Here is a 21488-nt window from a genome sequence, read left to right on the forward strand (position 1 = left end):
TGTCGTTTGTATCATCGGACCAGTTGATTCAGGTCACTCGTTGTAGATTGAACAAAATATTGCCACTAAAAAGGCTTGTTTTCTATTTTTATGCGAATAATCTTGTAATTCTTACAACAAATCGACGACAGGCACTTTCCAATGACTCTTCGTATCGCAATCAATGGTTTTGGCCGTATCGGCCGTAATGTCCTGCGCGCACTGTATACCCAAGGCTACCGCCAGGATTTGCAGATCGTCGCCATCAATGATTTGGGCGACAGTTCGATCAATGCCCACCTGCTCAAATACGACACCGTGCACGGTACTTTCGAAGCAGAGGTTGCCCACGATCAGGAAAGCCTGACCGTCAATGGTGACCGGATTGCCGTCAGTGCCATTCGCAACCCCGCTGACCTGCCGTGGGCTGCGCACAAGATCGACGTGGTGTTCGAATGCACCGGTCTGTTCACCGACCGTGACAAGGCGGCCGCTCATATTACCGCCGGCGCGCGCAAGGTAATCATCTCGGCCCCCGCCAAAGGCGCAGACGCCACGGTGGTGTACGGGGTGAACCATGACATTTTGCGCCAATCGCACCAGATCATCTCCAACGCTTCCTGCACCACCAACTGCCTGGCGCCTGTGGCTCAGGTGCTGCACCGCGAGCTGGGCATCGAGAACGGCTTGATGACCACCATTCACGCCTACACCAACGACCAGAACCTGACCGACGTCTACCACACCGACCCGTACCGCGCGCGCTCGGCCACCCAGAACATGATCCCAAGCAAGACTGGCGCCGCTGAAGCGGTAGGCCTGGTGCTGCCGGAACTGGCGGGCAAGCTGACCGGCATGGCGGTGCGTGTACCGGTGATCAACGTGTCGCTGGTCGACCTCACCGTGGAGCTGAAGAAAGAAGCCACCGCCGAGCAGGTCAACGCGCTGCTCAAAGAAGCCAGCCAGCACTCGAAAATCCTCGGCTATAACACCCTGCCGCTGGTTTCCAGTGACTTCAACCATAACCCGCTGTCGTCGATTTTCGATGCCAATCACACCAAGGTCAGCGGCAAATTGCTGAAAGTGCTGGCCTGGTACGACAACGAGTGGGGTTTCTCCAACCGGATGCTGGATAACTGCCTGGCACTCTGCAACGCGGAGTAAGCAGGCAACGAAACTCTCTGTGGGAGCGGGCTTGCTCGCGAAGACGGTGGTTCAGTAGGCATCTTCGTTGACTGACACCCCGTATTCGCGAGCAAGCCCGCTCCCACATGAGTTTTGCGCGCTACTCAACCCCTTTTAGGCTCACAGCAATAGCCACTTGCCATTTCCGTTGATGATAAGCATTATCATTAACTGCAAATCGATCTGGTGGCACTGTGAGCCAATCTCGCTTCAACCAAGTCTTTATCACCCAACGGGTGATTCTGCTTCGCACCTTGCAGCGGATGGTGAATAACCACAGCACCGCCGAGGACCTGCTGCAGGAAACCTACCTGCGCGTCACCCGGGCCCTCAGTGAGCGGCCGATCGACCACCTCGAACCCTTCGTCTACCAGACTGCCCGCAACCTGGCGCTGGACCACCTGCGTTCGCGGCGCATTCAAGCCCGCACGCTGCAGGAAGATGTCCCGCTGGACGTGCTGCAAAGTGTCGCCGCGCCCATCAGCACGCCCGAAGACGCCACCCAGGCCGAGCAATTGCTCGAACACCTGAGCATCAGCCTCGGCCAGCTGAGCGCTCGCCAACAGCAGATATTCATCCTCAGCCGCCTGCACGGTTGCAGTTACCAAGAGATTGCCGATCAGTTGCAAGTGTCCTTGAGCACCGTGCAAAAGGAACTGAAATTGATCATGGCCATCTGTGTAGGAGTGGCTGAACGGCTGGATCAGCCTTAAGCTTCAGCCGACAGATGTGGCGATCCAGTCTGTAGGAAAGATGAATAGAACGTGGCGAAGACCCGAGGAACACCGTGACAGACCCGAATAAACTGCGCCCCCATGAGCTGGCTCATGAGGTGTTGCAAGACACTGCCATGGACCAGGCCCTTGATTGGCTGATCGTCTTGCAGTGCCCGCAACCCGGGCAGCAAGCGCAGTTCGATGCCTGGCTGGCCAGTGACCCGGCACACGTACACGCGTTCAACAAAGCCCAGACCGCCTGGGGCGGAGCGCCAGTGCACAGCGCCGCCGTGGCCCTGGCAGCGCCGCGCAAACCGAGCGTCTGGCGCCGGGTAAAACCGCATTGGAAACCCTTGGCCACCGCCGCCGCGCTGTTGATCGGCCTGTTCAGCTTCAGCAACCTGCCCGTGCGCCTGCAAGCCGACCACCTCACCGTCGTCGGTGAACGCCAGCGCGTGCAATTGGACGACGGCTCCAAAGTACTGCTGAACACCAACTCGGCGTTTTCCAGCAGCATCAAAGACCACCAGCGCATCGCCCGCCTGTACCAGGGCGAGGCGTTTTTTGAAGTTGCGCCCAACCGCGGCCTGCCCCTGGAGATTGACGCCGGGCCAGTACGCGCCAGCGTAAGCGACACCGACTTCGCCGTGCGCTACCTCAACGGCGAGGCCCAGGTGCAGGTGCAGCGCGGTGACGTCGACCTGAGCAATACCTTCGACGATGCCCGTGTGCGCCTACGTGCCGGTGAGAGCATCCGCATCGGCCCCAAAGGCTTTGGCCAACCCGCCAAGCTGGATGTGAGCAAGGACCTGGCCTGGGTTCAAGGTCGGCTGGTGTTCGAAAACTGCCCGATGAGCGACGTGCTGGCCGAGCTGCGCCGCTATTACCCGGGCTGGATCATCAACACCAACGACAAGCTCGCCAGCACAGCCGTCACCGGCAACTACCGCCTCGACCAGCCGCTGGACGTGGTGCGCTCGCTGGCGCACATCACCTCGGCCACGCTTTCGGAATACCCGGCGCTGGTCATTTTGAACTAAATGAGAATTATTTTTACTCGATGTTAACCGGCGGTACGTCTCGTTATAGCCAATGCAACTGATTCCTATTTGATTCGGTTCGCAACTATAAGATTCGTACTCCGGAGCGCTCTCGATGTCCTCTCGTTTCAATCGCCGGTCTTCCTCGCCCGTCCTGTCATTGCTGACCGCTGCCATGCTGCTGGCCAGCGCGCCAGTCATGGCCGCCACTGCCGCCGAGCCGGTCGCCCGCAGCCACGGCAACTACAATTTCAGCATCGAGCAGCAGCCGTTGGTCTCGGCGCTGAACGCGTTTACCGCCGTGACCGGCTGGCAAGTCGGCCTGCCGGCAGAGCTGGGCCAAGGTGTGTCGTCCCCTGGCGCACGCGGCCCGCTGTCACCCGAAAAAGCCCTGGACCGGTTGTTGGTGGGGACCAACCTGAGCTATCGCAAACTGGGCACTAACAATATCGTGCTGGAAAAACGCGCAGCCGGCAGCGTGCTCAACCTGCAACAGGTGACCATCAGCGCCACGCGTAACGAACAGGACGTCAACAGCGTGCCCAGCACGGTCACTGTGCATGATCGCCAGGAACTGGACCGCCAGAACGTCAACACCATCCGTGAACTGGTGCGCTACGAGCCCAACGTTTCAGTCGGCGGCGCAGGCACCCGCGCCAGCAACGCGGGCTACAACATTCGCGGCATCGACGGCGACCGCATCCTCACCCAAGTCGACGGCGTCGAAGTGCCGGACAACTTCTTCAACGGCCCCTACGCCAAGACGCGCCGCAACTACGTCGACCCGGAAATCGTCAAGCGCGTGGAAATCCTGCGTGGCCCGGCCTCGGCTTTGTACGGCAGCAGCGCCATCGGCGGCGCAGTGAGCTACTTCACCCTCGACCCGGACGACATCATCAAGCCCGGCCAGGACGTCGGCGCCCGCCTGAAAACCGGCTACAGCTCCGCCGACGACAGCTGGCTGACCTCCGGCACCGTTGCCGGCCGCGTGCAGGACTTCGACGGTTTGCTGCACTTGAGCCAGCGCAATGGCCATGAAATGGAATCCTACGACGGCAACAACGCCACCGGCCTGGCCCGCACCGGCGCCAACCCGGAAGATGCGCGCACCACCAATATCCTGGCCAAATTGGGCTGGAACTATGGCGATGACAACCGACTGGGCCTGACCTACGAGAAGTTCAAGGATGACCGCGACGTTAACCTGAAAAACGCCGTGGGCGGCCCGTTCATCGGCGGTCGAGGAATGAATTTGTACCGCGCCCGCTCCGGCAACGACACCATCACTCGCGAGCGCTTCGGCCTGGAAAACACCTTTGCCCTCGAGTCGCCGATTGCCGATCGCATCAAGACCAGCCTGAACTACCAGATCGCCAAGACCGACCAGACCACCGCCGAAATCTACCAGGCGGGCCGTCGCGTATTACGCACCCGTGACACGCTTTACGAAGAAAAACAGTGGGTCTTTGACGCCCAACTGGACAAGGCTTTCAACCTCGGTGAAACCGATCACCAAGTGACCTATGGCACCACACTCAAACAGCAGAAAGTCACCGGCTCGCGCGAAGGCTCGGCCTCCTGCCTCGCCGTCGGCTCGGGTTGCACAGCCATCGGCGCACCCAGCCCACAAGCTAGCGACAGCGTGAAAAAATCCAGCGACTTCCCGGACCCGACCATCAACACCTACTCGCTGTTCGCCCAGGACCAGATCACCTGGAACAAATGGACCTTCCTGCCGGCAGTGCGCTATGACTACACCCAGCTCAAACCCAAGCTGACCCAGGAATTCCTCAACACCGTAAACCCGACCGGCGCCTACCCGGTCAGCGACAAAGAAAAAACCTGGCACCGTGTAACGCCCAAATTCGGCCTGACCTATGCGCTGACCGAGCAATACACCTGGTTCGGTCAATACGCCGAGGGTTTCCGCACGCCATCGGCCAAGGCGCTCTATGGCCGCTTTGAAAACCTTAACCTGGGCTATACCGTCGAGCCGAACCCGAACCTCAAGCCGGAAACCAGCAAGGGCATCGAAACCGGGATTCGCGGCAATTTCGACGAGGGCTCTTTCGACATCGCGGTGTTCTACAACAAGTACCGCAACTTTATCGACGAAGACGCCTCGGTCGCCGGCGGTGACATACAAACCTTCGAAGCCAATAACATCAAGCACGCCACCATCAAAGGGGTTGAAGCCAAGGGCCGCCTGAACCTCGACGCGTTCGGCGCACCGCAAGGCCTCTACACCCAAGGCTCGGTCGGTTACACCTACGGCCGCAACGACGACAACGGCGAGCCGCTCAACAGCGTCAACCCGCTTAAAGGCGTGTTTGGCCTGGGCTACGAGCAAGAGCAATATGGCGCGTTGGTCAGCTGGACGCTGGTCAAAAAACAGAACCGCGTCGACAGCACCACCTTCCACGCACCGGATGGCAGCACCAGTGCGCCGTTCAAAACGCCAGGCTTCGGCATCGTCGACCTGACCGGTTACTACAAAGTCACCGACGATGTGACCATCAACGGCGGCCTCTACAACCTCACCGACAAGAAGTACTGGAACTGGGATGACGTGCGCAGCTACGACGGCGTCGGCGAAGCCGGCGTGACAGCGCCCGCCAACCTCGACCGCCTGACCCAGCCCGGCCGCAACTTCGCGATCAACCTGATCTGGGACATCTGACAGCACTTCACCCAAATGCCGTCTCCTCACCTCGCCGGAATTTCACCGGCGAGGTGAGGATTTTTTACTGTGCCGCGTCTTCTTGTTCGTCTAGTTGATAACAGCTCTCTTTAGGGCACCCAGGCGCTACTCTTCTCAAGGACTTTTTTCGATGACCGCTTCCCCTACCGCAGAACGCCCAAGCCTGCGCTCCCAGCGCCTGAACCAGATCACCAACGCGCCCCACACCAAGCTCGATGCGCTGGTCAAAGCCCACGCCCCGTTCGAAACCCAAGCCAACTTCGCCCGCTTCGTGGTCGCGCAGTACCTGTTCCAATCGGAACTGGTGGCCCTGTACAACGACCCTGAGTTGATCAAGATCGTCCCCGATCTGGCTGAACGCTGCCGCGCCGAAGCCGCCAAGCTGGACCTCGGCGACCTGGACACCGAAGTGCCTGCACCGGTCGCCGGCGCTGTTAAGAACCCGAGCAAGGCCGAAGCCCTGGGCTGGCTGTTCGTCTCCGAAGGCTCCAAGCTGGGCGCCGCGTTCCTGATCAAACGCGCCGTGGGCCTGGGCCTGAGCGAAACCTTCGGCGCCCGCCACCTCGGCGAGCCGGCCGGTGGTCGTGCTGAAGGCTGGAAAAGCTTTACCCGTACCCTCGACGGCCTTGAGTTCAGCGCCGAAGAAGAAGCCGCAGTAGAAAAAGGTGCAATCGACGCGTTTGTGCGCTTCACCGTGCTGCTGGAACAGGCGTACGCTAGCGCCCCTGAATTGGCCTGACTGCTGGAATGCGATTAAAAATGTGGGAGCGGGCTTGCTCGCGAAAGCGGTGTGTCAGTCGACATATGCATGACTGAACCACCGCCTTCGCGAGCAAGCCCGCTCCCACATTTGGATCTCATTTCAACCTGATTTTCTGTGATCACCCAACCTATGACCGGCAAAACCCAATCCACCTCAAAAATCGCGCAGATCCTCTTCGGCCTGCTGGCCTACGTCAGCCTGGGCATTGGGTTGGTGGCGATTGTCATACCGGGTTTGCCCACCACTGAATTCATCCTGCTTGCCGCCTGGGCCGCGACCAAAAGCTCGCCGCGCCTGAGTGCCTGGCTGGAAAACCACCGGCTGTTCGGGCCGATCCTGTTCAATTGGCGCAACGGCAAGATCATCGCGCGCCGTGCCAAAGTCAGCGCCACCGTCAGCATGCTGCTGTGCGCCGGTTTGATGCTGGTGATGCTCGATCACGGCTGGCCGATCTACCTGGCGATCGCCGGCATGAGCCTGGGCAATCTGTGGATATGGTCACGCCCGGAACGGCTTGCAGCCCCCGTATAGCGCGGCGTGTAGTCTTTTTCCTACCGCTCATCGCCTTTCCCTCATGAAACATCTCGTTACGCCGATGTTCCGGACATAGCGCCGAATGGACTTGGCTCGCCCTGCTTGCAGGTCAACAAGTCCAATCGCGAGTGAACCTATGTTCGACACCCTCTCTATCCGCTTGAAAATCGTGCTGCTGTCCGGCCTCTGCCTGTTGGGGGTGATTGCACTGGTCGTCGGCGTCAACCTCTACGAAGCCGATCAGAACAACCGACTGGTCAGCGATTCAAGCTCGCGAATGCTCACCAACAGTGTGCAGAACCTGTTGCAAGCCAAGGCCGGTGAACAGGCGGTACAGCTGCAGAAGACCTTTGGCGAAAGCCTGGTGGTGGTCACCGCACTGGCCGACCAGATCAAGGGCCTGCGCACCACCGCCGCCAAGCGCGGGCTGGAAGCGGGTGCCCTGCGTGAAGAGCTCAACCAGAGCCTCAAGACCGCCTTTGAGCGCAACACCAAGGTGCTGGGAATCTGGCTGTCGTTCGAACCCAATGGCCTGGATGGCAAGGACAGCGAGTTTGTCAACGACAAGGCCCGCGTCTCGAATGAAAAAGGCCGCTTTTCGAGCTACTGGAGCCGCGCCGCCGGTGAAGGCCTGAACACGGTGATGGTCGAGGAAGACCTGACCAAAACCACCCTCAATCTCAGCGGTACGCCCTACAACATTTGGTACACCTGCCCACGGGACACGCGCACTGTTTGCCTGCTTGACCCGTACTCCGACGACGTGGCCGGCAAGCAGGTGCTGATGACCACCCTCTCGCTGCCGTTGATCGTCGACGGCAAGGTCATCGGCGTGGTCGGCGTGGACCTGGCCCTCAACACCCTGCAGGCGGTGACCGACGCAGCACAAAAAGAACTCTTCGACGGCGCCGCGCACCTGGAGATTCTCTCCAGCACCGGCTTGATCGCCGCCTACAGCGGCGAGCCGGCGCGGGTCGGCAAAAACCTGATCGACACCCTGGGCGCCGAGGGCAAAGAGATTGTGCAGTTGCTGGCCAATGACACGCGCACGATCCGCGAGCAAGACGATACGATCCGCGCCGTGTACCCCGTCAAGCCGATTGCCGACGCCAAGTCCTGGGGCATCGTGATCAAACTGCCCAAGAACGTGATGCTGGCTGACACCTTGAAACTGCAAGGCGTCCTCGACAACGCCCAGGAAGCCGGCACGCTCAAGGCCTTGCTGGTCGGCGCCGCTGCCGCATTGCTGGGCCTGGTGCTGATCTGGCTGACCGCCACCGGCGTGACCCGCCCGATCAACACCGTGGCCGCAATGCTCAAGAACATCGCCAGCGGCGAAGGCGATCTTACCCAGCGCCTGACTTACGCTAAAAAAGATGAACTGGGCGAGTTGGCGAACTGGTTCAACCGCTTTCTCGACAAGCTGCAACCAACCATCGCGCAGATCAAACAAAGCATCACCGAAGCACGCGGCACGGCTGATCAGTCATCAGCCATCGCGCGCCAGACCAGCGAAGGCATGCAGGTGCAGTTCCGCGAAATCGACCAGGTTGCCACGGCGTCCAATGAAATGAGCGCCACCGCCCACGACGTGGCCAACAGCGCGTCCAACGCAGCCAGCGCGGCACGCGGCGCGGACCAGTCGGCGCGCGAGGGCATGTCGATCATTGAGCAGAGCACCCGCGACATCACCACCCTCGCCGAAGAAGTCAGCAAGGCGGTGAGCGAGGTCGAGGCCTTGGCGGTGAACAGCGAGCAGATCGGTTCGGTGCTGGAAGTGATCCGCAGCATTGCCGAGCAGACCAACCTGCTGGCCCTCAATGCCGCCATCGAAGCGGCGCGCGCCGGGGAAAGCGGGCGTGGGTTTGCGGTGGTGGCCGACGAAGTGCGCAACCTGGCCAAACGCACACAGGATTCGGTGGAAGAAATTCGCCTGGTGATCGAGCGCATCCAGAGCGGCACCCGTGGCGTGGTGGCAACCATGCATTCCAGCCAGCATCAGGCCCAGAGCAATGCAGGGCAGATCCATCAGGCCGTGCAAGCGTTAGGCAAGATCAGCGACGCGGTCACAGTCATCAGCGACATGAACCTGCAAATCGCCAGTGCCGCCGAGCAGCAGAGCGCCGTGGCCGAAGAGGTCAATCGCAATGTTTCGGCAATTCGTACCGTGACTGAAACCCTCACTGGCCAGGCCACCGAGTCGGCGGCCATCAGCAGTCAACTGAATGCCTTGGCCAGCCAGCAGATGAAGTTGATGGATCAGTTCAAGGTGTAACACCACTGCTGAAACCGATAGAGGTCTCTGTGGGAGCCGGGCTTGCCCGCGATAGCGGTGGGTCAGTCCATACCTTTATGGCTGACACACCGCTATCGCAGGCAAGCCAGCTCCCACGAAGAGCAGAACTGTGGTGGCTTAGAGGCCAGTCCACGCCTGAACAAACGCCGCCACATCTTCCTTCGGCGCAACACGCGGCGGGTTCTGCGGCGTGCCCAGATAAAGGAAGCCAATCACCTCCTCATCCGCCGTCAGCCCCAGGCCTTTGGCGACGTGAGCCGAGTAAGACAATTCCCCGGTGCGCCACACGGCACCAATGCCCTGTGCATAAGCCGCCAGCAGAATACCGTGGGCCGCACACGCAGCCGCCAGCAGTTGCTCGGATTTCGGCACCTTGAAGTGTTCTTGCAGGCGGGCAATCACCACCACCACCAACGGCGCGCGCAGTGGACCGTTCTGGGCTTTATCGATGGCGGCTTGCGGCGCGTCGGCGTCCTGCAGGCGCGCCGCTTCGGCCAACAGCGTGCCCATCTGCTCGCGGGCCGCGCCTTCGACGGTGAGAAAACGCCATGGGCGCAACTGGCCGTGGTCCGGCGCACGCATGGCGGCGGCGAACAGCACATCGCGCTGCTCCTGGGTCGGTGCCGGTTCCAGCAAACGCGGCACGGAAACACGGTTGAGCAAAGCGTCGAGAGCCTGCATTGGTCACCTCCAGAGAAAAATGTGCGGCCATTCTAGCGGGAATGAATCGGATTCGACCAAACGATAATTGCTCTTATTCATTGAGCCCCGCCCTGTTAGACTTTGCGGCCTAATTTTGGCCATTGCTTCAGGAAACTTGATGTTCCGTTCGCTTTTTCGCCTGTCCGCAGCGTTGATGGCCTTGAGCCTGACCGCCTGCGATGACGCCCCACGTTTCACCAAGGCCGAACCTGGTGAAGCGCGAGCCGGCGGCGCGACGACGGTGAACAAGCGCGACCAGAACGCCTTTTCCCTGCCCTCGGCCAACCTGGCGCCGACCCGTCGCCTGGACTTCAGCGTCGGCAACAGCTTCTTTCGCAGCCCGTGGGTGATCGCGCCGTCCACCACCACCGCGCGCGACGGCCTGGGCCCGCTGTTCAATACCAACGCCTGCCAGAACTGCCACATCAAGGACGGCCGGGGTCACCCACCACTGCCCGACGCGCCCAATGCGGTGTCGATGCTGGTGCGCCTGTCGATTCCCGTGCCGATGACAGAGCCGGCGCCCTACGCCAAAATCATCGAGCAGCTCGGCGTAGTGCCCGAGCCGGTCTACGGCGGGCAATTGCAGGACATGGCCGTGCCGGGCGTGGCGCCGGAAGGCAAGGTGCGCGTGGATTACACAGCGGTCAACGTGACGTTCAAGGACGGTACCGTGGTCGAGCTGCGCAAGCCCGACCTGCACATCACCCAGCTCGGCTACGGCCCGATGCATCCGGATACACTTTTCTCGGCGCGCGTCGCCCCGCCCATGATCGGCCTGGGCTTGCTCGAAGCCATCAGCGACGCCGATGTGTTGCGCAACACCGACCCGAAAACGGCCGACAAAGAAGCCCTCGTCGGCCGCGCCAATTGGGTCTGGGATGACGCCCAGCAGAAAACCGTGCTCGGGCGCTTTGGCTGGAAAGCCGGGCAACCCAACCTCAATCAACAAAATGTTCACGCGTTTTCTGGTGATATGGGCCTCACCACGTCCCTGAGACCCTTTGATGACTGCACCGACGCCCAAGTCGCCTGCAAACAGGCCCCCAACGGCAATGGCCCCGATGGCGAGCCGGAAGTCAGCGATAACATCCTGCGCCTGGTGCTGTTCTACACCCGCAACCTCGCCGTGCCGGTGCGCCGTGGCGTCAACACGCCGCAGGTACTGGCCGGCAAAAACCTGTTCTACCAAGCCGGTTGCCAGGGCTGCCACAAACCCACGTTCACCACGGCCGCAGCCGCCGCCGAACCCGAACTGGCCAACCAAGTGATTCGCCCTTACAGCGACCTGCTGTTGCACGACATGGGCGAAGGCCTTGCCGACAACCGCAGCGAATTCAAGGCCGGTGGCCGCGACTGGCGCACGCCGCCGTTGTGGGGCATTGGCCTGACACAGACCGTCAGTGGCCACACCCAGTTTTTACATGATGGCCGCGCCCGCAATCTGCTCGAAGCCGTGCTGTGGCATGGCGGTGAAGCACACGCGGCGCAGCAGCATGTGCTGTCCTTTAATGCCGAGCAGCGTGCCGCGTTGCTGGCGTTCCTGAATTCTTTATAAGCTTTGCCGCACTTACAGAAGGGAGCTCGACATGTTTCGTCCCAAGTTGTTGTTCACCAGCCTGGCCGCCCTCGCCCTCGGCGCCTGCTCGCCGCAGGACCCGCAAGCGGTGACCTCGGCGGCCATCGCCAAGCAAGTGATCCTGCCGACCTACAGCCGTTGGGTTGAAGCCGACCGCCAACTGGCCGTCAGCGCCCTCGCCTACTGCCAGGGCAAAGAAAGCCTGGAGACCGCCCGCGCCGACTTCCTCCACGCGCAAAAAGCCTGGGCCGAGCTGCAACCGCTGCTGATCGGCCCGCTGGCCGAGGGCAACCGTTCGTGGCAAGTGCAGTTCTGGCCGGACAAGAAAAACCTGGTCGGCCGCCAAGTCGAACAACTGGTCACCGCCCAGCCGCAGATCGACGGCGCCGCCCTGGCCAAGTCCAGCGTGGTGGTACAAGGCCTGTCGGCCTACGAATACATCCTCTACGACGCCAAGACCGACGTCGCCGACGAAGCGCAGAAAGCCCGTTACTGCCCGCTGCTGGTCGCCATCGGCGAGCGCCAGAAAGCCTTGGCTGAAGAGATCCTGGCGAGCTGGAACAGCACCGACGGCATGCTCGCGCAGATGACCAAGTTCCCCAACCAGCGCTACGCCGATTCCCACGAAGCCATCGCTGACCTGCTGCGCGTGCAAGTCACTGCGCTGGACACGCTGAAGAAAAAACTCGGCACGCCGATGGGTCGCCAGACCAAGGGCATCCCGCAACCGTTCCAGGCCGATGCGTGGCGCAGCCAGTCGTCCCTGCAAAGCCTGGAAGCCAGCCTGGCCGCGGCCCAGACCGTGTGGGCTGGCGTCGACAACAAAGGCCTGCGTGGCTTGTTGCCGTCGGAGCAGAAGTCGTTGGCCGACAAGATCGACGCCGCCTACGCCGCGTCTTTGAAGCTGTTCGCCAGCAATCAGCGCACGCTCAATGAAATGTTGGCCGACGACGCCGGCCGCCAGCAGCTCAACGACATTTACGACAGCCTCAACGTGGTCCACCGCCTGCACGAAGGTGAGCTGGCCAAAGCGCTGGGCATCCAACTGGGCTTTAACGCCAACGACGGTGACTGATGATGCTCAGGCGACAGGCTTTGGCGGTGGGCAGCGTGCTGCTCAGCGCGCTCACGTTGGGCGGTTGGACGCTGTTCAAGCAGAAGGGCTCGAACAGCCCGCTGCTGCTGTCCGCACGGGATGATGCGGACGGCAAGCACTACGCCGTGGGTTATCACCTGGACGGCAAGCAGGTGTTTGCCACCCAGGTTGGCCAGCGTTGCCACGACATCATCAACCACCCGACGTTGCCAATTGCGTTGTTTGTGGCCCGTCGCCCGGGCACTGAGAGTTACCTGATCAACCTGCGTGATGGCGCGCTGCTGCAGACCATCACGTCGAATGCCAATCGCCATTTCTATGGGCATGCGGTGATCCACAAGAGCGGCGACTGGTTGTATGCCACCGAGAACGACACGTCCGACCCAGGCCGTGGGTTGCTGGGTGTGTATAAGTTCGAAGGCGAACGGCTGGTGCACAGCGGCGAGATGTCCACCCACGGTATCGGGCCGCACCAAGTCTCGTGGATGCCCGACGGAGAAACCCTGGTGGTGGCCAACGGCGGGATTCGCACCGAGGCTGAAAGCCGGGTTGAGATGAACCTCAATGCGATGGAACCGAGCCTGGTATTGATGCATCGCGATGGCCGGTTGATCAGCAAGGAAACCCTGGCCCAGCAGATGAACAGCGTGCGTCATATGGGGATTGCCGGCGACGGCACAATTCTCACGGGGCAGCAGTTCATGGGGCCGTCTCAGGAGCGATCCGAGTTGCTGGCGATCAAGCGACCGGGGCAGCCGTTTGTGGCGTTCCCGGTGGCGGATGAGCAGCTGCAGGCGATGGGGCATTACACCGCCAGCGTCGCAGTGCACAGTGAGTTACGCCTGGTCGCGCTGACGGCGCCACGGGGCAATCGCTTTTTTATCTGGGACATGGACAGCGGCGAACTGCGCCTGGATGGGCCTTTGCCCGACTGTGCCGGCGTGGGTGCGGTAGCGGACGGGTTTGTGGTGACTTCAGGCCAGGGACGCTGCCGCTTCTACGACTGTCGCCAAAAGCAGTTGGTGGCTAAGCCGTTGGAGCTGCCGTCCGGGTTTTGGGATAACCATCTGCACGTGATTTGAAATCGGCACCTGTCCGTGACTGCGGTAACGGACAGGTGCCGGGCCCCAAATCAACAGCCAAAAAAAAGGCCTCGCATCGCAAGGCCTTTTTTGGGGGTTTGAATCTATTCAACGCTGTATTCAGCTCTGCGGCCTCATGCCCTGAGACATCCCGAACATGAACAACAACAACTCATGATCAGGCTTGACCGCCACATTCGCCTTGGCGATGCGCGGTAACGGACACTGCCCGCCCCCTTGCACCGCACTGAGCACTTGTGTCCGAGGCAGCTCCCAGGCAGCCAGCGCCAGGGCTGAAATGCCCAACGCGCCGACCAGGAACAAACCTCGTGCTATTTCTAGCTTCATCTGGTTAAACCCTTGATAGCGCTGCCAAACGCCGTCTCGTAAAAGTAGCTGAGTTTTTTCCAGTCGGTATCGTTCCACGACGAATGGCGCCGCAGTTGCAGCATGTCATGGGACGCCGCCCGATAAGCGGTCAAACGCTGCCGGCATTTTTCAAAATCCAGCAACGCCACTTCTACTTTGGCCGAGTCGCCTTCGCCGGTTACGCGTACGAACACGTGCTTGATGTACAGGCAGCCATGCTGCCAGCGGCCTTTGTGCATACGTGCCAGGGTGCCCGCCAATTCCTTGAGGAGGCGCTCATGCACCGCCTCACCGTATTGCTCACGACCACCGGCGGCGTACCAGTTTTCGATTTCGTCGAAACCGTCGAGCGACGCAGTCACCAACAACGCTTTCCATTGATGCTCAGGGTCGCGACGTGCCTCGCAGAACACCAGCTCCGGCACGCGTACATTCAATGAACGCAACCCCCTGAGGGCATCACGCTCACGCAATACGGTCGGGCGCCCGAACGGGTGAAGCCAGCTGCGATAGATGTGACCGGTCTGGCGCTTGCTGTAAAGCAAGCGGCCGTTGGGGCTCATCACGCGTTGCACACCACTTTCACCGCCACGTCGGCGATTGGGTTCTTCAACCCACTCGCCCTGCAGGCGCCAGAAAAAATCGAATCGTTCCTCGGGAGCTACATGACTGCCTACTACGCACTCAACTGCCATCCTGTTACCTCTTACGCAATACATATACTCGCCACATGGCGTAGAGCGGTATGAAGTCCAGGGATTCCTGAACACGGAAACCGGCCTGCTCAAACTCTGCCTCGACAGTAGCAGCCGGTAACACAAACCGGTTTTGGTAACCTTCTTGCTCACCTTTGTTGCGACGTTTCACTTCGGCGCGTTTGCGTTTCCAGGCCTTGAAATTGCCATCCACCCACAGCGAAATAATCACGCTGTCGCGGGTAACCCGCTGAAATTCTCGCAGTATTGTCATCCTGTGCGCCGGATCACCAATGTGGTGCAGCAAGCGCATGCAGAAAATACTGTCGACCGAGTTATCCGGTAAATCGATATCAAAGGCAGACGTCTGCAAGGGTCGTACCCGTTTCACCACGTCCGCTGGCTGAGCAACGGTCGCGACCTTGAGCATCGACGCTGAATTATCGGCCCCGATAATCACACGGTTGGGTTTCTCAGCCAACAGCGGCCAGAAGCGCCCGGCGCCGCACGGCAGGTCCAGCACCAGGCCAGGTTCGCCGGCCATGGCCAGCGCACCCCGCGCCAATTGCTCGTCGCGCTTGTGGGACAACCGGCGAGCCAGATTGTCCTGATGCTTGAGCAAATAATTTTGCGCGTGCTGATCGTCGTACTTTTCAGAAAAATCGAGCTTGATCGGGGTAGACATCAACGGATCTCCGGTAACTGATGCCTACAACCTTATGCAGCGAACTGTGATCAACAGGTCAACCCGTTGTGAAAAACTTGTCCTGTCCAATCTCATACATTTCAAGACTTTACAGATACAAGCAATAGCATGGGGCCATCTTCGCCGATTTACGGGGATGTCTGGCAGGATAACGGCAGGGGCAAGTGTCAGGGCTTGACCTGACTCAACTGCACGTGAAAACGACAGCCGTTGGGTTCCATCGTGCTGAGGCTGACCGTCCACCCCTGGTTCTCACAGATACGCTGCACCAGCGACAAACCCAGGCCAAGCCCTTCGCCGCGCTTTTCGCTGCCACGTACGAACGGCTCGAACATCGCCTCACGCTTGTCTTCGGGAATCCCCACACCGGTGTCCTCCACCACAAAACCGCTGGGTTCGAGGGTCAGGCGGATGAAGCCCTGCTCGGTGTAATGCAGGGCATTGCGCAACAGGTTGCCCATAACGGCGTGGAGAAAAGTAGTGTTGTAGCGCGCGTCCGAAGGGTTGCCTGGCTGGTAGATCAACGCCAGGCCTTTGCGCTCGATCGGCTCGCGCCAGATGCCGAGCAAATCGTCCGCCACCTGCGCCAGCGTGACCTGCGGCGACATGGCGGCTTCATCGTGTTCGGCACGGGCCAGCATCAGGAAGGTCTGCACCAGCTCGCGCATTTCTTCGCAGGCGCGCGCGATGCGCTCAACCTGATTGCGGCCGCGCTGATCGATCGCCGGGTTTTCCAGCAGCAGTTCGCAGGAGCTGGCCAGCACCATCAAAGGCGTGCGCAATTCATGGCTGACGTCACTGGTAAACAACTGCTCGCGTGATAACGCCTGACGCAGACGCCCCAGCGTGGCATCGAAGGCCACGGCCAGTTCGCCGACTTCATCCGCCGCATAATCGGGTGCCAGCGGTGGCGCCAGGCCCAGCAACTGGTCGCGATGACGCACCTGGCGAGCGAGCCGCACCACCGGCGCCATCACTTTGCGCGCCAACACCCAACCAAGGAACACCGCCAGCGCCAGGCTAAGCACGAAGCCCACCAGCACCACGGCAAATAAAACCCGCTCGCGCTCCTCGAAGTCGCTCTGGTCCTGCAGCAGCACATACCGACGGCCATCCACCACTTCGACCATGGCGTGGTAAGACAGCGCCTCGCGGAACACCTCATGAAAGCCGGGTTCCAGGTGCCGCAAATCCTTGGGCAGCTCGAAATCCCCGCGCCCGCCACTGAAATAGAACAGCTGATCGGGCTCCGGCCGGTGGCTCCAGTCCTCGACGCTGTCCATCAACAACAGCCGTTGCAGGTCGCCGCCCAAGCCCGCCGAAATCAGTTTTTCTTCTACCAGGTGCACGGTCGCAACAATGCCCATGGCGAACGCCCCTGCCACCAACGCACTCATCAAGGCAAAGGCGATGATGATCCGCTGGGCAAGGCTTTGCTTAAACTCCATCACGACCCTCGGCCAGGCGATAACCCACACCGTGCACGGTTTGCAGCAGCGGTTTGGCGAAGGGTTTATCGATCACTTGGCGCAATTGGTGGACGTGGCTGCGCAGGCTGTCGCTGTCCGGGCAGTCATCGCCCCACAAGGCTTCCTCAAGAATTTCGCGACGCAGCACATGCGGGCTTTTTTGCATCAACACCGCGAGCAACTTCAGGCCCACGGGGTTGAGTTTGAGCAGGCGCCCCTCGCGGGTCACTTCCAGGGTATCGAGGTCATAGTTCAAGTCGCCGACTTGCAGGGCGCGGCGGCCGCCACCCTGGGCACGGCGCAGAACGGCTTCAATGCGGGCGGCCAACTCCGACAGGGCGAACGGCTTGAGCAAGTAATCATCGGCGCCGGACTTGAAGCCCTGCAGCCGGTCATCCAACTGGTCGCGGGCGGTGAGCATGATCACCGGCGTGTCGCGGCGCGCGTCTTCACGCAGGCGTTTGCACAAGGTGTAGCCATCGATGCCAGGCAGCATGATGTCGAGCACGATCAAGTCGTAATGCTCGGTAGCGGCCAGGTGCAGGCCCGACAAACCGTCCTGCGCACAGTCCACGGTGTAGCCCTTTAGCCCCAGGTAATCGGCCAGGTTGGCCAGAATATCGCGGTTGTCTTCAACCAATAAAATTCGCATGGGCAGTGTCTCCGTACGCGGTAACGGCCGTGTTGGCTCGCGCAGCTTAAGGCCAAGTGTGGCTCAGGGATAGACCTCAGAGCCGTGTCGATAAAGGTTTTCAACCAATAAGATAAACCAACAAGTTTTTCACTATAGCTTCACAAACTGACTACAGTGTCAGGCCGAAGATCACCGCCCATCGATATAAGGAACATAGACATGGGGTTTCTCAAAACAGCGCCTATGCGCTTTCTGCTGCTCGTCACCGGCACCTGGCTGGTTATTTTCCTGATCACCCGCGGTGTGCTGCTCTTCACGCACCTGGACGAAGTCGGTGGCAACCTGCTGCCGGTGTTTGGCGTCGGCTTGCTCTACGACCTGGGCTTTCTCACCTACGCCGCCCTGCCGCTGGGCCTGTACTTGCTGCTGTGCCCGCCCGCGCTGTGGCATCGCCGCGGCCATCGCTGGTTCCTGCAGGCCGTGCTGACAGTCAGCCTGTTCGCGATGCTGTTCACCTCGGTTGCGGAGTGGCTGTTCTGGGATGAGTTTGGCGTGCGTTTCAACTTTATCGCCGTCGATTACCTGGTGTACTCCAATGAGGTATTGAACAACCTGTTGGAGTCCTACCCGATCGGCAAGCTGCTCAGTTTGCTGGCGATGTTGGCGATTGTGTTGAGCCTGGCCCTGCGCAAACCCTTCAACGCGGCGATGCGCGCGCCTCTGCCGCCGATGCGTGGGCGGCTGCTGAATGCCTTGGGCTTATTGATCGCCGCCGGGCTCAGCCTGCAATTGATCAGCCAGGACAGCCCACGCGCCCAGGGCGGTAACGCTTACAACAATGAATTAGCCAGCAATGGCCCGTATCAGTTTTTCGCCGCGTTCCGAAACAACGAGCTCGATTACACACAGTTCTACAAAAGCCTGCCTGACGACGTCGTCGCCAGGCAATTGCGCGCCGAGCTCAGTGAGCCCAATGCGCGCTTCGTCGGCACTGACCCGCTGGACATACGCAGGGCAATCACCAACCCCGGCACATTGCGCAAACCCAACATCGTGCTGGTGACCATCGAAAGCTTCAGCGCCAAGTACATGGGCAGCAACGGCGATGGGCGCAACCTCACGCCCAATCTGGACGCCTTGCGTAAACAAAGCCTGTACTTCAGTAACTTTTATGCCACCGGCACCCGTACAGACCGTGGCCTGGAGGCGATCACGCTGGCGATTCCCCCAACGCCAGGCCGCTCGATTGTCAAACGTATCGGGCGTGAAAGCGGTTTCGCCAGCCTCGGCCAACACCTCAGTGCCATCGGCTACGACAGCGTATTTGTCTACGGCGGGCGTGGTTACTTCGACAACATGAACGCGTTTTTCAGTGGCAACGGTTACCGGGTGGTGGACCAGAGCAGCGTGGCCGAATCAGAAATCTCGTTCAAAAACGCGTGGGGCATGGCCGACGAAGACCTCTACCGGCAAACCCTGAAGCTGGCCGACGCCGATTACGCCAAACAGCAACCCTTTTTGCTGCAACTGATGACCACCTCCAATCATCGCCCCTACACCTATCCGGAAGGGCGCATTGATATCAAGTCCGGCAATGGCCGGGACGGTGCGGTGAAATACACCGACCACGCCATCGGCGAGTTCCTCAATGCGGCACGCCAGAAACCCTGGTTCGATAACACGATCTTCGTGTTTGTCGCCGACCACACCGCCGGCAGCGCAGGCAAAGAGGACCTGCCTGTCGCCAACTACCAGATCCCGCTGTTCATCTATGCACCCAAGCTGATTGAAGCGCGTGAAACCGCACAACTGGCCAGCCAGATCGACCTGGCGCCCACCTTGCTGGGCCTGATCAACCTGAGCTACGAGTCGACCTTCTTCGGCCGCAACCTGTTGCAGGACAATCCGCTGCCGCCGCGTGTCGTCATCGGCAACTATCAACACCTCGGGCTGTTTGACGGCAATGACCTGGCGATCCTCAGCCCGCGCCAGGGCCTGCGTCGCCATGACCAGGCGCTGGGTGAGAGCCAGGAGTTGCGTGTGGGCAGTGACGACCCGTTGATCCAGCGCGCAATCACCTACTACCAAGGCGCGAGCTACGGCTTCAAGCAACAATTGCTGAGCTGGAAGGCACCCAAGGAAGTCATCCCGCAGGTGAGCACGCGCTGACCGGCGTGCCGGCGGCAAATACCGCGCATAAAAAAACCCCGCCTGCATCACTGCAGGCGGGGTTTTTCAGGTGCCGGGTAAGGCTGGCTTACATCATGCCGCCCATGCCACCCATGCCGCCCATGTCTGGCATACCGCCGCCAGCCGAGCCTTCTTTCTTCGGTGCATCAGCGATCGCAGCTTCGGTGGTCAGGATCAGACCGCCGATGGAGGCCGCTGCCTGCAATGCCGAACGGGTCACCTTGGTAGGGTCCAGGATGCCCATTTCGATCATGTCGCCGTAGACGCCAGTTGCAGCGTTGTAACCGTAGTTACCTTTGCCGTTCTTGACTTCGTTGACCACAACGCTCGGCTCGTCGCCGGAGTTGGCAGCGATCTGACGCAGTGGCGCTTCAACGGCGCGACGCAGTACAGCGATGCCCACGTTCTGGTCAGCGTTGTCGCCTTTAAGGTCAACCAAAGCTTCCAGAGCACGGATCAGCGCAACGCCACCGCCAGGTACCACGCCTTCTTCAACGGCTGCACGGGTTGCGTGCAGGGCGTCTTCAACGCGGGCTTTCTTCTCTTTCATTTCAACTTCGGAACCAGCGCCAACCTTGATCACTGCAACGCCGCCGGACAGCTTGGCCAGACGCTCTTGCAGTTTTTCACGATCGTAGTCCGAGGAAGTTTCGGCAACCTGGGCACGGATCTGAGTGATGCGAGCCTGGATGTCCTGGTCTACGCCAGCACCGTCAACGATGATGGTGTTTTCCTTGGAGATGGTCACGCGCTTGGCGCTACCCAGGTTTTCCAGGGTGGCGCTTTCCAGGCTCAGGCCGATCTCTTCGGAGATAACGGTACCGCCAGTCAGAACAGCGATGTCCTGCAGCATGGCCTTGCGACGGTCGCCGAAGCCTGGAGCCTTGACGGCTGCGACTTTAACGATGCCACGCATGTTGTTCACAACCAGCGTCGCCAGGGCTTCGCCTTCAACGTCTTCGGAAACGATCAGCAGTGGGCGGCCGGCTTTGGCAACGGCTTCCAGCACTGGCAGCATTTCGCGGATGTTGGAGATCTTTTTGTCGACCAGCAGGATCAGCGGGCTGTCCAGCTCGGCAACCATGGTTTCTGGCTTGTTGACGAAGTACGGGGACAGGTAGCCACGGTCGAACTGCATGCCTTCTACAACCGACAGTTCGTTTTCCAGGCCAGTGCCTTCTTCAACGGTGATCACGCCTTCTTTACCGACTTTTTCCATGGCTTCGGCAATGATGTCGCCGATGGAGCTGTCGGAGTTGGCGGAGATGGTGCCGACCTGAGCGATAGCCTTGGTGTCAGCGCATGGCTTGGACAGGTTTTTCAGCTCAGCAACAACAGCAATGGTCGCCTTGTCGATGCCGCGCTTGAGGTCCATCGGGTTCATGCCGGCAGCGACGGCTTTGTAGCCTTCGTTGACGATAGCTTGAGCCAGAACGGTAGCGGTGGTGGTGCCGTCGCCTGCGTCATCGTTGGCACGGGAGGCAACGTCTTTGACCAGCTGCGCGCCCATGTTCTCGAAACGGTCTTCCAGTTCGATTTCTTTTGCTACCGAAACGCCGTCCTTGGTGATGGTCGGAGCGCCGAAGCTCTTCTCGATGATCACGTTACGGCCTTTAGGGCCCAGGGTCGCTTTTACTGCGTCAGCCAGGACGTTGACACCGGTGAGCATTTTTTTGCGGGCGGAATCGCCGAATTTAACTTCTTTAGCAGCCATGATCGATATTCCTTAAATTCTTTGGAGTAACGGAAAAA

Annotated in this window: 18 protein-coding genes and 1 pseudogene; 12 read left to right on the forward strand and 7 right to left on the reverse strand. The window is 60.3% G+C overall.

Going from position 1 to position 21488, the window contains the following annotated elements; genetic code table 11:
• The first annotated feature begins 141 nt into the window (after nt 1-141).
• From gap to NTD89_RS29590, 8 genes and pseudogenes are all read left to right on the forward strand, one after another.
• The gene (gap, locus tag NTD89_RS22650; protein WP_083356951.1) at nt 142-1143 is read left to right on the forward strand and encodes a type I glyceraldehyde-3-phosphate dehydrogenase; all 1002 of its coding nucleotides are present in this window, start codon (nt 142-144) and stop codon (nt 1141-1143) included.
• Nucleotides 1144-1358: 215 nt separating this feature from the next.
• Nucleotides 1359-1877, forward strand: a complete 519-nt coding sequence (locus tag NTD89_RS22655) for an RNA polymerase sigma factor (RefSeq protein WP_242199938.1) — start codon at nt 1359-1361, stop codon at nt 1875-1877.
• A 74-nt stretch (nt 1878-1951) separates the two neighbouring features.
• Entirely contained in the window at nt 1952-2920 is a 969-nt protein-coding gene (locus tag NTD89_RS22660; protein ID WP_262209820.1) for a FecR family protein, read from the forward strand.
• A 115-nt stretch (nt 2921-3035) separates the two neighbouring features.
• Nucleotides 3036-5600: a TonB-dependent receptor gene (locus NTD89_RS22665; protein WP_262209821.1), complete on the forward strand. Its 2565-nt coding sequence runs from the start codon at nt 3036-3038 to the stop codon at nt 5598-5600.
• 151 nt (nt 5601-5751) lie between these two features.
• The gene (locus tag NTD89_RS22670) at nt 5752-6360 is read left to right on the forward strand and encodes a biliverdin-producing heme oxygenase (protein ID WP_145165426.1); all 609 of its coding nucleotides are present in this window, start codon (nt 5752-5754) and stop codon (nt 6358-6360) included.
• 153 nt (nt 6361-6513) lie between these two features.
• Entirely contained in the window at nt 6514-6915 is a 402-nt protein-coding gene (locus NTD89_RS22675; RefSeq protein ID WP_145165428.1) for a YbaN family protein, read from the forward strand.
• A 280-nt stretch (nt 6916-7195) separates the two neighbouring features.
• Nucleotides 7196-8335: pseudogene (locus NTD89_RS29585) on the forward strand (HAMP domain-containing protein); the annotation flags it as partial.
• Nucleotides 8336-8437: 102 nt separating this feature from the next.
• The gene (locus NTD89_RS29590) at nt 8438-9193 is read left to right on the forward strand and encodes a methyl-accepting chemotaxis protein (RefSeq protein ID WP_370004810.1); all 756 of its coding nucleotides are present in this window, start codon (nt 8438-8440) and stop codon (nt 9191-9193) included.
• Between the two features lie 138 nt (nt 9194-9331).
• Here the strand turns inward: NTD89_RS29590 and NTD89_RS22685 are convergent, their stop codons facing one another.
• Nucleotides 9332-9895: an NAD(P)H nitroreductase gene (locus NTD89_RS22685; protein WP_242199932.1), complete on the reverse strand. Its 564-nt coding sequence runs from the start codon at nt 9893-9895 to the stop codon at nt 9332-9334.
• A 139-nt stretch (nt 9896-10034) separates the two neighbouring features.
• On the opposite strand from NTD89_RS22685, the gene NTD89_RS22690 reads away from it, so the two are divergent.
• From NTD89_RS22690 to NTD89_RS22700, 3 genes are read left to right on the forward strand one after another with little or no spacing between them, the layout of a single operon-like run.
• Nucleotides 10035-11474, forward strand: a complete 1440-nt coding sequence (locus tag NTD89_RS22690; RefSeq protein WP_262209826.1) for a di-heme oxidoredictase family protein — start codon at nt 10035-10037, stop codon at nt 11472-11474.
• A gap of 31 nt (nt 11475-11505) precedes the next feature.
• Complete coding sequence (locus NTD89_RS22695; protein ID WP_242199928.1) at nt 11506-12570, forward strand: imelysin family protein; 1065 nt, start codon at nt 11506-11508, stop codon at nt 12568-12570.
• A 2-nt stretch (nt 12571-12572) separates the two neighbouring features.
• Nucleotides 12573-13673: a DUF1513 domain-containing protein gene (locus tag NTD89_RS22700; protein WP_262209971.1), complete on the forward strand. Its 1101-nt coding sequence runs from the start codon at nt 12573-12575 to the stop codon at nt 13671-13673.
• Nucleotides 13674-13793: 120 nt separating this feature from the next.
• On the opposite strand, the gene NTD89_RS22705 is transcribed toward NTD89_RS22700, so the two are convergent.
• The 5 genes from NTD89_RS22705 to colR form a co-directional block, all read right to left on the reverse strand.
• Nucleotides 13794-14021 carry a hypothetical protein gene (locus NTD89_RS22705; protein WP_145165438.1) on the reverse strand — a complete coding sequence of 76 codons (228 nt, stop codon included), beginning with the start codon at nt 14019-14021 and terminating at the stop codon, nt 13794-13796.
• Nucleotides 14018-14737 (reverse strand): lipopolysaccharide kinase InaA family protein, encoded by a 720-nt coding sequence (locus NTD89_RS22710; protein WP_119736897.1) that lies wholly within the window; start codon nt 14735-14737, stop codon nt 14018-14020. Before NTD89_RS22710 ends, NTD89_RS22705 begins: the two co-directional genes overlap by 4 nt.
• Before the next feature lie 4 nt (nt 14738-14741).
• Nucleotides 14742-15422: a class I SAM-dependent methyltransferase gene (locus NTD89_RS22715; protein ID WP_145165440.1), complete on the reverse strand. Its 681-nt coding sequence runs from the start codon at nt 15420-15422 to the stop codon at nt 14742-14744.
• 188 nt (nt 15423-15610) lie between these two features.
• A complete protein-coding gene (locus tag NTD89_RS22720; RefSeq protein WP_145165442.1) occupies nt 15611-16891 on the reverse strand; it encodes a sensor histidine kinase in 1281 nt (426 codons plus the stop codon).
• On the reverse strand, nt 16881-17564 hold the full coding sequence (colR, locus tag NTD89_RS22725; RefSeq protein ID WP_003208587.1) for a two-component system response regulator ColR: 684 nt from the start codon (nt 17562-17564) through the stop codon (nt 16881-16883). The genes NTD89_RS22720 and colR overlap by 11 nt, the downstream gene beginning before the upstream one ends.
• Before the next feature lie 201 nt (nt 17565-17765).
• Here colR and NTD89_RS22730 point away from each other — a divergent pair, with 201 nt between their 5' ends.
• Nucleotides 17766-19715 (forward strand): LTA synthase family protein, encoded by a 1950-nt coding sequence (locus NTD89_RS22730; RefSeq protein ID WP_262209828.1) that lies wholly within the window; start codon nt 17766-17768, stop codon nt 19713-19715.
• Nucleotides 19716-19803: 88 nt separating this feature from the next.
• On the opposite strand, the gene groL is transcribed toward NTD89_RS22730, so the two are convergent.
• The gene (gene groL, locus NTD89_RS22735; RefSeq protein ID WP_106578329.1) at nt 19804-21450 is read right to left on the reverse strand and encodes a chaperonin GroEL; all 1647 of its coding nucleotides are present in this window, start codon (nt 21448-21450) and stop codon (nt 19804-19806) included.
• Between the last annotated feature and the right edge of the window lie 38 nt (nt 21451-21488).

The organism is Pseudomonas sp. 14P_5.3_Bac1, from assembly GCF_025466135.1.
GTDB lineage: Bacteria > Pseudomonadota > Gammaproteobacteria > Pseudomonadales > Pseudomonadaceae > Aquipseudomonas.